Source organism: Ensifer sp. Root1252 (assembly GCF_001425885.1).
Classification (GTDB): Bacteria; Pseudomonadota; Alphaproteobacteria; order Rhizobiales; family Rhizobiaceae; genus Ensifer; species Ensifer canadensis.
This window is the reverse complement of the sequence record NZ_LMDT01000023.1, coordinates 523,388-535,836: the sequence shown is the minus strand read 5'-3', so window position 1 is coordinate 535,836 and position 12,449 is coordinate 523,388. Positions and strand designations below refer to the sequence as shown.

Genomic DNA, 12,449 nt, shown 5'->3' with positions numbered 1-12,449 from the left:
CACAACGAAATCCTCCAGCCATCGGCGACGATGAGGCAGACGCCGCGTTCCCGGTAACCTTCCGGGTTATCGTCGGCGCCATGCTTGGCGTTCTGCTTTTTGCCGGCGCCGGCGGATGGGCTGCCACGGCCCAGCTTACGGGCGCGATCGTTGCGGCGGGAATGGTCAAGGTCGATCAGAACCTGAAGGCAATCCAGCATCGTGACGGCGGCATCGTCAGCGAGATCCTGGTCAAGGAAGGCGACGCCGTCAGAAAAGGCGACATCATGCTGCGGCTTGACGACGTGCAAACCCGAGCGGAACTGTCCATCGTCAAGAACCAGCTTGTTGAACTGGCGGCGCGAAAAACGAGGCTTGTCGCCGAACGGGACAACGCGGCGGAATTGCAGTTTGGAGCAGAACTCAGTGAGGCAATGAGTGTGGTTCCGACGGTCTTCATGGGCGAGGCGCGGCTTTTCTACGGGAACCGCCAGAACCGGGAAAGCCAGAAGCAACAGCTCCAATTGGGAATTTCCCAATTGGAAGAGGAGGTCAATGGCTTGAGGGTTCAGCTCACCGCAAAGCAGGACGAACTGGCGCTGATCAAAACCGAGCACAAGAAGATCAAGCGCCTCACCGACAAGAACCTGCTCGAGACCTCCCGCAAGTACATCATTGATCGCGAAATGGCGAAGATCACCGGCGAGTACGGCGAGATACAAGCCAACATCGCGCGCTCCAAGGCCAGAACCAGCGAAATCGAGCTTCAGATCATCGCCATCGACGAGGCCGCTCGGACCGAAGCACAGCGTGATCTAACGACCGTCGAACAGAAGATCTCGGAGTTGAGTGAACGAAAGGTGGCTGTCGAAGATCGATTGCAACGCACCGATATACGCGCCCCTTTGTCGGGAACCGTGAACGAGCTTTTCGTCCACACGATTGGTGGGGTGATCACGCCGGCGGAAAAGCTGGTCACGCTTGTCCCTACCGACGCTGCACTTAAGATCCAGGCCCGGCTTTCTCCCACCGATATCGATCAGGTGTTCTCCGGTCAGGTGGCGAAGCTTCGCTTTTCGGCTTTCAATCAACGCACTACTCCCGAGCTCTCCGGACACGTCACCTATGTGTCGGCCGCTACGAGCAACGACCCAAGTTCCGGTGAGACATACTACTTGGCGGATATCGGGGTTGCCCAAGTGGAGTTGGCCAAGCTTGGTGACAATAAACTCTTGCCCGGCATGCCGGTGGAGGTCTTCGTTTCAACGGAGCAAAGAACAGCACTGTCGTTCCTATCGAAGCCGCTTACCGACCAATTCAGCCGGGCCTTTCGAGAACAGTGAACAAATTCGCATCTTCCGCACAGAGACATGATGTGCCTCGTGCGGGAACTGGCCATCCCAGGGCTGTTTCCGCGACATCCTTGGGATGGCCGTCTGTCGCCGGACGGTCATGACCGAGCGAACGCATTCGTTTCGGACGCGCACGGATCATTCTCGACGCTTAAGAAACTCCAAAGTGGCCACCGCAACATCGAAGTTCCTCCTCAAACACGCAGGGCGAAGCCGTAAGTGCCACTGGTAAAGCTGCTCTGCATCTTGATCGTCATCCAGACCTGCTGTCGGACGTTCGGGCAGTGTGCAAAGTCCGGCTGGGTAGCGGCTTGCTGAAGATCGATACTCCGCAGCTTCCCTCCACCCGCCGACATTAACCGCGAGAGGAACCAAACGCGCCCGAAAATGTTTTTGTCTCGCGAGGATGCGAGCCGTTCCAAGACGTGACAGCACGGTGAACACGGGCGCGTAATCCTTGTGTTGCCATGAGCAACGATTGGCAGGCGAGCCTGCACGCATCTGATCTGCATTCAAGGAAGTCGGTGGGGATGGCGGACGAGACCGGGGACAGCGATGGCCAGCGACAAGCTTTCGACCTACAAACAGAAGCGCGATTTCAAGGTCACCAAGGAACCAAGCGGAGCGGGCAAGCTCAGCCCTTCCAATCGACGTCGCTTCGTCATTCAGAAACATGACGCCACCCAGCTGCACTACGATCTTCGTTTGGAGCTCGACGGTGTCTTCAAATCCTGGGCTGTGACCAAGGGGCCATCGCTCGATCCGCAAGACAAGCGCCTTGCGGTGGAGGTCGAGGATCACCCGCTCGACTATGGCGATTTCGAAGGCACCATTCCGAAAGGCCAGTATGGCGGGGGCACTGTCATGCTGTGGGATCGCGGTTATTGGGAGCCGGAAGGAAATCGGACGCCGGAAGAGGCGCTGGCCAAAGGTGATTTCAAGTTCACCCTTGAGGGCAAACGGCTCCACGGCAGCTTTGTGCTCGTGCGCATGCGTCATGATCGCGATGGTGGAAAACGAACGAATTGGCTCCTGATCAAACATCGTGACGATTTTTCGGTCGATGAGAACGGAGCGGCTGTCCTTGAGGAAAACGACACCTCAGTCGCCTCCGGACGCTCGATGGACGCGATCGCGTCGGGCAAAGGCAGAAAGCCAAAGCCCTTCATGGTGGAGGGCGGCGCTATTGGGGCCGACGCGGTGTGGGACAGCAACCACGGTCTTGCCGCCGAGGAACGCCAGGCGGGAGCGGGGAGCCGAAAAAAGTCTGTGTCCGCCAGACGCCCGAAATCCAGAATGCCTGATTTCATCCCACCGCAGTTATGCGAAACACTGGACCGCCCTCCGAACGGCGGTGGCTGGATCCATGAGATCAAATTTGATGGCTATCGCATTCAGATGCGGGTCGAGAATGGCAAGGCGACTTTGAAAACCCGCAAAGGTCTCGACTGGGCAGCCAAATTTGCCGCCATCGCCAAGTCGGCAGCAGCTCTGCCTGATGCCATCATCGATGGTGAGATCTGTGCTCTTGACGAAAAAGGAGCACCCGATTTTGCCGCCCTTCAGGCAGCACTTTCCGAAGGCGAGACCGATGCCTTGGTCTACTTTTCATTCGATCTCCTATTTACCGGCGATGAGGACCTGCGAGAGCTTGCGCTGACAGAGCGGAAAGAACGGCTCGCAGCGATGCTGGAGGATGCGGGCGACGATCCGCATCTGCGCTTCGCCGAGCATTTTGAAACCGACGGTGACGCCGTGCTGCGATCGGCCCGCCGTCTTTCCCTTGAGGGCATCGTTTCCAAGAAAGCGGATGCGCCGTACCAGTCCGGCCGCTCCGACACATGGGCGAAATCCAAATGCCGCGCAGGTCATGAAGTCGTCATCGGCGCCTATGCAACGACCAACGGCAAGTTCCGTTCTCTCCTTGTTGGCGTCAATCGTGGCGAGCATTTCGTCTATGTCGGCCGGGTCGGGACAGGCTATGGCGCAAAGACCGTCCAAACGCTGTTGCCGAAGCTGCAAAAGCTAGAGGCCTCCAAGTCACCCTTCACTGGTAACGGGGCGCCAAAGAAGGATCGGAATATCGTTTGGCTCAAGCCGGATCTCGTTGCCGAGATCGAGTTCGCCGGCTGGACGGCCGATGGCCAGGTGCGGCAGGCCGCATTCAAGGGCTTGAGGGAAGACAAACCCGCGGGCGAGGTGAAAGCGGAAAAACCGGCGTCACCGTCAAAGGCTGCCGTGTCCGATCCTTCGACGGTAAAGCCAGTACCAAATCGTATTCGCAAGGGCGGGAAGGCCGAGGTCATGGACGTGCTGATTTCCAGCCCGGAAAAACCTCTATGGCCGGATGGTGGCGATGGGAAGCCGGTGACCAAGGTTGAGCTTGCCCAATATTATGAGGCGGTCGGGTCCTGGCTGATCGATCATATCAAAGGGCGGCCCTGTTCGATCATTCGCACTCCCGACGGGATTGGCGGCGAGCAATTCTTCCAGCGACATGCCATGCCGGGAACATCGAACCTGCTCGAGCTGGTCACCGTATTCGGGGACAAGAAGCCCTACCTGCAGATCGACCGCGTCGAGGGGCTTGCGGCGATCGCCCAGATCGGTGGTGTCGAACTGCATCCCTGGAATTGCGAGCCCGGGAAACCGGAGGTGCCCGGCCGCCTGGTGTTCGATCTGGACCCGGGCCCCGAAGTCGAGTTTTCCACCGTCATTGACGCGGCGCGGGAAATTCGCGACCGGTTGGCAGAACTCGGGCTGGTAAGCTTCTGCAAGACGACGGGTGGCAAGGGACTGCACGTCGTAACGCCGCTTGCCGTGGCGCGAAGGAAGAAATTGAGTTGGGAAGAGGCGAAGGGTTTTGCCCATGATGTCTGTCAGCGGATGGCCCGCGACAATCCGGATCTTTACCTGATCAGGATGGCGAAGAACCAGCGCGAGGGCCGCATCTTCCTCGACTACTTGCGCAACGACAGGATGTCGACCGCCGTTGCGCCTCTGTCGCCGCGGGCGCGGCCCGGGGCAACGGTGTCGATGCCGCTCAACTGGACGCAGGTCAAAAAGGGTCTCGATCCCACACGCTTCACCATCCGGACCGTGCCGCAGTTTCTGAGAGCGGGGACCGCTTGGCAGGATTATTGTGAAAGCCAGCGCTCGCTGGAGCAGGCGATCAAGCGCCTGAGCAAAACGAACAGGGCTGCGGCGTAGTCATCCGCCGAAATTGCGGATGCTTTTCACCCCGACATGGATCGTGGGCGATGGCTGTAGCGGACCGGAAGCCTCGGCAATGGTGCGCGGCTCATTTACGGGGTCGGGTTTCGGCGGCCACAGATTTGCGCAGCGCATCCATGATGTTGATGACATTGCTCGGTTCCGACGCTGGCGATTTCGCTTTGCCCTTCTGGGGTTTTTTCAGCTGTTTCTTTCTCGCGTTGATGATGTCGAGCAGCCGATCCTGGACCGGGTCGACGACTATCTTCGGGTTCCAGTCCTGGGTCTTCTTTTCGATCAATTGCTGGACGAGCGGCATCATGTCGGAATCCGCTTTCTCGTTGCCGATATCCTCAAAATAGGCTTTCTCGTCCCTGACCTCATCCCCGTAGCGCAAAGTCCACAGGATGATGCCTTTACCACGCGGCTCCAGCAAGACGGCGCGTTCGCGACGCGAGATGACCAGTCGCGAAATGCCAACCACCCGCTTGGCCTCCATCGCTTCACGAATGACGGAAAAGGCTTCCTGACCGACAGGGTCGTTCGGGGAGAGAAAGTACGGGGTATCGAACCAGATCCATTCGACGCTGTCGCGGGGTGCGAAGGTGGATATGTCGATGGTTTTGGTGCTGTCCAGCGCGACATTTTCGAGCTCGTCGTCCTCCAGCATGACGTACTCGTCTTCGGCGCGTTGATAGCCCTTGACCTGGTCGTCCTCCTTGACTTCGTGCCCGGTGACCGCATCGACGTAGTGGCTGATAACACGGTTCTGTGTCGCGCGGTTGAGCGTATGAAAACGGACCTTTTCTTCGTCGGACGTTGCCGGCATCATCTGCACGGGGCAGGTGACCAGCGACAGCTTGAGATAACCTTTCCAGTAGGGCCGAACGGCCATGAAAGCGTCCTCCGACTAGCTGGCGCGCCGTTTTTGCGCGGTAGCGGGCTTGGATTTGGCAGTTGCAGATTTTGCAGCTGGCTTGCGAGCGGCGCCCTTGTTGACATTCGCTGCGGTGCGCTTTGCTTTTGTTTTCTTCGCAGCCATGCCCGCACTTTCGCGCAGTGCCAGCAGCAGATCTCCAGGCTTCGACTCAGCGGGCGCCTTCCTTTTGGGAAGCGAGCGTCCTTCGATTTTGGCTTTGACCAGTTCGGCCACCGCAGCCTCATATCGATCGTCGAAGCTGCTGGCGTCGAAGCTACCCATCTTGGTTTCGATGATATGTTCGGCAAGATCCAGCATCTCGCCTTCGATCTTGAGGTCGGGGAGATCCTCGAAAGCCTTGTCGGCCGAACGGACCTCGTAATCAAAGTTGAGCGTGGAGGCGATCAGCCCCTTGCCATGCACTCGGATAAGGACGGTGCGCACCCGTCGGAACAGTACCGTTCGCGCAATCGCGGCGACCTTTTCCTGTTTCATCCCGTCGCGCAGCAGCACGAAGGCATCGGTGCCCAGCTTGTCGGGAGCGAGATAATAGGGCTTGTCGAAGTAGATTGTGTCGATCTGGGAGCAGGGGATGAAGGCCTCTATCTTCAGGGTCTTGTCGCTCTCGGGAACGGCTTCGGCCATTTCCTCGGGTTCCAGGACGACGTACTGGCCATTCTCCATCTCATAGCCTTTGACCTGGTCGTCACGCTCAACCGTATCTCCCGTCTCGCCATCGACGAATTCGCGTTTGACTCGGTTTCCCGTCTTGCGATTGAGAGTGTTGAAGGCGATGCGGTCAGAAGTTGATGCCGCCGTATAGAGCGCCACGGGACAGGTCACCTCGCCGAACTTGATGTAGCCTTTCCAATTCGCTCTTGGGGCAACCATGATACAAGTTCTCCTGACGCGGCCAACGGAACTCAACCGCTCAGCCGGCGTTTCGTTCCCGACCGTTCTCAATCGAATGCATCTTTTGCGCCGCAGCCGCGTTTGTGGAGGGGAAAATCACAAGGGAGGTCTGCCATGAGAATGCGCGAGCCAATCGATACCGGCAGCGGTGAACGCCGTCGGCGGCGCGAGGAGGATCGCGAGTCCAAGAAGGGCAACGAAGCTTCGTCGTCGCTGCCCATCGCATGCCGGCAGCGCAGATCATTCTGGTGAAACTCGCCACCTACAATGTCAACGGCATCAACGGTCGCCTCGACGTGCTGCTGCGGTGGCTCGAGGAGAGGCAGCCCCACGTCGTGTGCCTGCAGGAACTGAAAGCGCCCGACAGCAGGTTTCCTCATCGGGAAATCGAGAAAGCCGGCTATGGCGCGATCTGGCACGGACAGAAATCATGGAATGGGGTGGCCATCCTGGCTCGAGGACGGACCCCAATGGAGACGCGTCGCGGTTTGCCGGGCGATCCTGATGACAGTCACAGCCGCTACATCGAGGCGGCAATCGAGGGAATAATCGTCGGATGCCTTTATCTGCCGAATGGCAATCCCGCCCCTGGACCCAGGTTTGACTACAAGCTGCGTTGGTTTGACCGGCTGCAGCACTATGCGGCGCAACTGATAGACCTGGAGATCCCGGTTGTCTTGGCTGGCGACTTCAATGTCATGCCAACCGATCTGGATGTTTACAAGCCGGAGCGGTGGCGAGACGATGCGCTCTTCAGACCGGAGGTGAAGGCGGCCTACGCCGCACTTCTTGATCAGGGCTGGACGGATGCGGTGAGGCATCTCCATCCGAATGAGCGGATCTATACATTCTGGAAGTATTTCCGAAACGCATTTGCCCGAGACGCCGGGCTTCGCATCGATCATTTCCTGTTAAGCCCGGCGCTTGCTGGCGATCTCAAGCGGGCCAAGGTGGACAAGTCAGTGCGAGCTTGGGATCACACGAGTGACCACGCGCCGGTTTGGATCGAGCTACTTTAACCCGCAACGATCTGCTCTGCCGTAAACCTCTATTCTTTTATCGATCCGTCCTTCTATGGGCCGTCTCATTTCGGAGGAAACTCTCCGTTGCAGGTCAAATCCTATGCGTAGGCGATCAATATTGCCATGCCGATCGCGATCATGCCTATACCGAGCCAGTTCCTCACCAAACCAAGAAATCTAAGCCCTTGTCCTCTGGGCTCCAGGGTCGGCTTGGCATCCGAAATGGATCGGTGAGGATCGCTGAGAGGTCGACGCCTGAGCGCACCCCAAAACAAATCGAGTACACCGGCGATCACGAGGGCAGCACCGATCAGGATCACGGTTATGGCCATGCTTGTCTCCATTGGCCAGGGTCGCGTGCGCAGCTGTGAGAACAGCCAATACGATCACCTGGTGCCTGTGAGCCTGACGCCGGGAAAGAGTGGCGCTGCAATTCAACGAACGAACTCTGCGCAACTCCCTTGGTTGATTGACCAACCGCTGGGAAAAGTAATGGTTCCAATCAAAATTGCGTAAGCGGTTTGACAGACCAGCGATGACATCACCGAATTGCAGGGAAACTGGGCGTGGGATCGCAACAGTTCATCAGTGAAAGAGAACAGGCCCTCGGTCCTGCAGCGAATGAAAGCGGGCGAAAATGTGGGAATTTCAGGACTTCGCCACATTTCTCCCATGCGAGAAAGTTACTGGAGGTTGTTTTGTGATTCGTATGCACTGCCTGCAATTTTGAAAAATCGAGGATTGATATGGTAAAAGTGACCAGAATTGCCACGACTGTCTGTGCTCTTGGTGCCCTCCTAGCAACAACTGGATTGCCTCAAACGGCCTTCGCACAAACTCAGGCTGAAACCACTTCTGTCGCACCCTTAGCCACAGGCTTGACCGATGGCGGGGCCGCGGAAGCGCAGGTCGTCGAAGCTGTCCGCGCCGGCGATGTTTTAACAATCAAACTCCGCTTCAAGCCGCTCGCGACGAACCAGCTGGAACGAATATATGATTCGATTAGCCAGGACGCATATGAAAACAGCTTCTACGTTCTTGCTGGCAATAAGAAATACCTGCTGCTTACGGACAGCAGTGATAAGCCGCTGACAAATCCAAACCTCGTTATCAAAGCTAACAAGGATTCTCCGATCGCGGGCTCCTGGCATGGTAGGTTCCCTGCTCCGCCAAAGGACGTCACCGAGGTGTCACTGACGATCCCGGGCGTCGAGACACTCGACGCGATCAAACTTACCGACCGATAGCCATGGCTGGTGCAGCGAAATGTTCCCTCGCGATGGTCGTGATCATGATAGCGGCCAGCGGTTCTTATGCGCAGGTGTCACCTTACCATCGCGAAATACGTGATCTTAAGGCCACGGTTCTTGATTTGAAGGGGCTACCCTCCGATCTGAACAGCGCCGTGTTTGATCTGTCTGCGAAAGCCGATGGGCTTACCGCTCAGCACGGTGGTCTTTCCGTACGACAAGACGCGACGACCGTCAGGGTGTCCATGACGGGCGATGTGCTGTTCGATTTCGACAGGGCCGACATCCAATCGGCCGCCGAACCGACACTCATGGACATCGCGCGTCTCATTACATCCGTCCCCGCCGGCACGATCATCATCGAGGGTCATACCGATTCCAAAGGGTCGGTTCAGTACAATAAGGAACTGTCCCTTCAGCGAGCTAGTGCCGTCATGCAATGGCTTGTGAAACATGGAGCAGATAAAGCGCGGCTATCGGTCGAAGGGCTAGGTGATAGCCGTCCGATCGAACCCAATACGAAAAACGGAGCGGACAATCCCCAAGGGCGCGCTCTCAACCGGCGCGTCGAGTTCGTTTTTCCAAAGCGGTAGAAAAATGGGTCCTGCGGGCCCATGAATTGACGCACGCCGGCTACTTAGGGCCGACGTGCGACCGCTATGGCGTTTGCTGTTGGCCCGACCGGCCGACGCTATCCGTACGGTGACGTATGCGCCTGACCGAGCCCGAGGTCGCCCTTGTGGAGTGTTTCGCCCACAAGTAACCAGTGCACCATCAGGCGGTGTCTTCAACGACGAACAGATCGACGGACCGCCGAGGCATTACTACGCAAAGCCGCCGGCGGCAAACACAGCAAGCGCGCATCCATCCGGCATTCGGGTAATCAACCGTTGCCTGTGAATTTCCGACACAACGGGAGGTATGGCGGTTCTTGACATGTATTCAGATACGGCTTTTAAGTTTGCTGGCGGCTCTGCAAAGCAGCAGAGTTGTGCGGAAACCCTACTGCATGGTTCCTTAAATCCTATCCGATTCAAGGATCAAAACATGCGGCATCAGCTCTTAGAGGTCCCAATGCGCCGAGTCCCTTCTCACGAAAATCACGTTGGAATTTCTGAGAAGTTGAGGATTCATGCGCACCTTAAATCTGGGCGTCCTGGCCCATGTGGATGCAGGCAAAACTAGCCTTACCGAACGACTGCTTTTTGACGCCAGTGTCATCGACAAGCTAGGCAGCGTCGACGCAGGCAATACACAGACAGATAGCCTCGCTCTGGAGCGGCAGCGTGGCATCACCATCCGAGCTGCCGTCGTTTCATTCACGATCGGCGACACGGTGGTGAACCTCATTGATACGCCCGGTCACCCCGACTTCATCGCCGAGGTCGAACGCGTGCTTGGGCTGCTGGACGCTGCAGTGGTCGTTGTTTCTGCAGTCGAAGGCGTGCAAGCGCAGACGCGAGTGCTGGTGCGGGCGTTGCAGCGTGTTGGGGTTCCCTTCCTATTCTTCATCAACAAGGTCGATCGTCTCGGTGCGCGCTACGATGAAGTGCTGCAAGCCATTGCCGGCCAACTACCGGTTCGACCCATCGCCATGTCGGCCGTCATTGATGCCGGTAGTAAACTCGCTCAGGTAAAGGCGTTCGATCCGGGAAGCGAGCCGCTTTTCACCAGGCTGTGCGAGACCCTGGCGGAAAACGATGACGAGCTGCTGCGCGATTATCTGCAAGCGCCGGATCGACTTACCGACGAAAGACTTGACCGCTCGCTGCGGGATCAGGTTTCTCGCGGTCTGTTGCAGCCGGCATTTGCTGGCGCGGCGGTAACCGGCGCGGGCCTGCCAGCTCTGACATCGGCAATTGCGACCCTACTGCCCAGCCGCGACCTCGATCCTGATGCTGCTGTCACTGGCAGGATCTTCAAGATCGAGCGTGGATGGGGCGGTGAGAAGCTCTCCTATCTCTATCTCTCATCTGGCACGGTCCGCGTGCGGGAATATCTCGACCTGCCTCAGGGGTCGGCAAGGGTGACCGGAATCCAACTTTTCGACGCCGGCAAAATTCACAGCGCAACCAGCTTCAGGGCAGGTCAGATTGCTCGGGTCAGCGGCCTTGGCAGCTCCCGCATCGGCGACGTGGTCGGCACCACCCGCCTCGCAGACGTCCCTCACCATTTTGCGCCTCCAACGTTGGAATCCCGCGCTCAAGCGCAGCGTCCCTCAGAGAGTGCGGCGCTCTGGCTGGCGCTAAACCAGTTGGCCGAACAGGACCCGCTGATTGACCTGCGCAAGAACGAGGACACGAAGGACATCTTCGTGTCTCTCTATGGCGAGGTGCAGAAGGAGGTGATCCAGTCGACACTGTTGACGGATTTCGGTCTCGAAGTTGCGTTTGAGGATAGTACAGTCATCTGCGCCGAGAGGCTCGCCGGAATCGGCACTGGCCTTCAGATCCTCTTCAAGGAGCCGAATCCATTCCTGGCGACCGTTGGCTTACGCGTCGAACCCCGACCGCAAGGGGCGGGCAACAGCTTCGCGCTGGAAGTGGACGTTGGCCAGATGCCGGCAAGCTTCTACCGGGCAGTCGAGGAAACCGTATTCGAGACGCTTAGGCAGGGCATCTTCGGCTGGCAAGTCATCGATTGCCACGTTGCCATGACCGCTGCGCGGCACAGTTCCCCGTCGAGCACCGCTGCAGACTTTCGGCAGTTGACGCCGTGGGTCCTCGCAACGGCGTTATCAACGGCAAAAACCGTTGTCTGTGAGCCGATCGACCAATTTTATCTCGAAGCACCTTCGCAGACTTTGGGTGGCTTGCTGACCCTGCTTGCCAAGTCGGGCGCTGTCACCAAGGAATCGATTGTCGCCGATGGCGTAGCGCGGCTGGAAGGGCATGTCGCCTCCGAGAAGGTTCAAGGCATTCAGCAGCAATTGCCGGGACTGACAAGCGGCATGGGGACCTTGGAAACCTCCTTCCACCACTATGCCCCGGCAGCCGACCCGCAACGTTCGCGCAAGCGTTCCGGTGTCGATCCATTCAACGGCCGCGAATATCTACTCCGATTGTCGCGACCTGCAGATCGTGCGAAAACTCGGGATGAATTTTGAGCCGCAGAATGTCATTTCCCTTGCCTCAGATTCGAAGGTCGACCTTCAGCCCGACGGACAAGCAGCCCCGGCATCCACCCAGGCTCGAATGATCTTGCCGAATTCTTCCTGTGTGCCGGGCACCGGTTCGCGGCCATCGCCGGGGTGCCACCCCCATCCAACCAGCTCGTCATGCGCCATGTGTTCCACCATTTCAGCCATGGTCTTGTCGCCGTTGCGAGCTGGGTCCTTCAGTTGCTCACAGATCTGGCCAAGGGTCTTGCCCTCCCAGGCCATTTCGATCGGCGCGAGATGCCAGGCGGGATTGCCTGGAATGCTCTTCAGTGTGTCCGCCTGGCCGATGACCGGCGTATTTTTTTCGCTGTGGCAGGTGTTGCACTGCATGCCCACGAGACCCATGCCGCCATCGCCGCGGAACACCGGCGGTTGATGCGGATGCATCGACATTCCTTGCAATGGGCGTTCCGTCGCCGGGTGACAGTTGACGCATCGCGGATGCTGGATGACCTTTCCGGCTTCTTCGAAGAGGGCGACCGAGCGCGCCTGCTTGTCGGAAATCGACTGGAACGACTCTGCAGAGCGTAGTGCGTTGGCGTTCTGGGCCACGGACGTCGGGGCGAGCATCACGCCCGCCCCGACGATAAGACACTGCACTGCTATGCCTGCAAACAGGAGCTTAATTGTCATCTGACGATA

10 protein-coding genes are annotated in these 12,449 nt (G+C 58.1%); 6 read left to right on the top strand and 4 right to left on the bottom strand.

Going from position 1 to position 12,449, the window contains the following annotated elements; translation table 11 throughout:
* Positions 1–80 precede the first annotated feature (80 nt).
* Positions 81–1,322: an HlyD family type I secretion periplasmic adaptor subunit gene (locus ASD02_RS23615; protein ID WP_244494270.1), complete on the top strand. Its 1,242-nt coding sequence runs from the start codon at positions 81–83 to the stop codon at positions 1,320–1,322.
* Between the two features lie 564 nt (positions 1,323–1,886).
* On the top strand, positions 1,887–4,541 hold the full coding sequence (gene ligD, locus ASD02_RS23605) for a DNA ligase D (RefSeq protein ID WP_057221152.1): 2,655 nt from the start codon (positions 1,887–1,889) through the stop codon (positions 4,539–4,541).
* Between the two features lie 91 nt (positions 4,542–4,632).
* Here ligD and ASD02_RS23600 read toward each other — a convergent pair whose 3' ends face one another.
* Both ASD02_RS23600 and ASD02_RS23595 read right to left on the bottom strand, forming a co-directional pair.
* Positions 4,633–5,439, bottom strand: coding sequence for a Ku protein (locus ASD02_RS23600; RefSeq protein ID WP_057221151.1), 807 nt, complete (start codon positions 5,437–5,439; stop codon positions 4,633–4,635).
* A gap of 15 nt (positions 5,440–5,454) precedes the next feature.
* Positions 5,455–6,354: a Ku protein gene (locus tag ASD02_RS23595; RefSeq protein WP_057221150.1), complete on the bottom strand. Its 900-nt coding sequence runs from the start codon at positions 6,352–6,354 to the stop codon at positions 5,455–5,457.
* A gap of 269 nt (positions 6,355–6,623) precedes the next feature.
* On the opposite strand from ASD02_RS23595, the gene xth reads away from it, so the two are divergent.
* Positions 6,624–7,394, top strand: coding sequence for an exodeoxyribonuclease III (gene xth, locus ASD02_RS23590; RefSeq protein ID WP_057221266.1), 771 nt, complete (start codon positions 6,624–6,626; stop codon positions 7,392–7,394).
* A gap of 101 nt (positions 7,395–7,495) precedes the next feature.
* On the opposite strand, the gene ASD02_RS23585 is transcribed toward xth, so the two are convergent.
* Entirely contained in the window at positions 7,496–7,723 is a 228-nt protein-coding gene (locus ASD02_RS23585) for a hypothetical protein (protein ID WP_156408458.1), read from the bottom strand.
* A gap of 420 nt (positions 7,724–8,143) precedes the next feature.
* Between ASD02_RS23585 and ASD02_RS23580 the strand changes: the two genes are divergently transcribed.
* The 3 genes from ASD02_RS23580 to ASD02_RS23570 all read left to right on the top strand — a co-directional run bounded on the left by ASD02_RS23580 (position 8,144) and on the right by ASD02_RS23570 (position 11,753).
* The gene (locus tag ASD02_RS23580) at positions 8,144–8,644 is read left to right on the top strand and encodes a hypothetical protein (protein WP_200951707.1); all 501 of its coding nucleotides are present in this window, start codon (positions 8,144–8,146) and stop codon (positions 8,642–8,644) included.
* A 2-nt stretch (positions 8,645–8,646) separates the two neighbouring features.
* Positions 8,647–9,240, top strand: coding sequence for an OmpA family protein (locus ASD02_RS23575; protein ID WP_057221148.1), 594 nt, complete (start codon positions 8,647–8,649; stop codon positions 9,238–9,240).
* Positions 9,241–9,779: 539 nt separating this feature from the next.
* Positions 9,780–11,753 (top strand): TetM/TetW/TetO/TetS family tetracycline resistance ribosomal protection protein, encoded by a 1,974-nt coding sequence (locus tag ASD02_RS23570; protein WP_057221147.1) that lies wholly within the window; start codon positions 9,780–9,782, stop codon positions 11,751–11,753.
* 45 nt (positions 11,754–11,798) lie between these two features.
* On the opposite strand, the gene ASD02_RS23565 is transcribed toward ASD02_RS23570, so the two are convergent.
* Positions 11,799–12,440: an Isoquinoline 1-oxidoreductase subunit gene (locus tag ASD02_RS23565; RefSeq protein ID WP_057221146.1), complete on the bottom strand. Its 642-nt coding sequence runs from the start codon at positions 12,438–12,440 to the stop codon at positions 11,799–11,801.
* Positions 12,441–12,449 lie beyond the last annotated feature (9 nt).

Coding starts and splice junctions, on each gene's coding strand:
- ASD02_RS23600 (WP_057221151.1), bottom strand. CDS start 5,439: ATGGCCGTTCGGCCCTACTGGAAAGGTTATCTCAAGCTGTCGCTGGTC.
- ASD02_RS23575 (WP_057221148.1), top strand. CDS start 8,647: ATGGCTGGTGCAGCGAAATGTTCCCTCGCGATGGTCGTGATCATGATA.
- ASD02_RS23565 (WP_057221146.1), bottom strand. CDS start 12,440: ATGACAATTAAGCTCCTGTTTGCAGGCATAGCAGTGCAGTGTCTTATC.
- ASD02_RS23615 (WP_244494270.1), top strand. CDS start 81: ATGCTTGGCGTTCTGCTTTTTGCCGGCGCCGGCGGATGGGCTGCCACG.
- ASD02_RS23595 (WP_057221150.1), bottom strand. CDS start 6,354: ATGGTTGCCCCAAGAGCGAATTGGAAAGGCTACATCAAGTTCGGCGAG.
- ASD02_RS23580 (WP_200951707.1), top strand. CDS start 8,144: ATGGTAAAAGTGACCAGAATTGCCACGACTGTCTGTGCTCTTGGTGCC.
- ligD (WP_057221152.1), top strand. CDS start 1,887: ATGGCCAGCGACAAGCTTTCGACCTACAAACAGAAGCGCGATTTCAAG.
- ASD02_RS23570 (WP_057221147.1), top strand. CDS start 9,780: ATGCGCACCTTAAATCTGGGCGTCCTGGCCCATGTGGATGCAGGCAAA.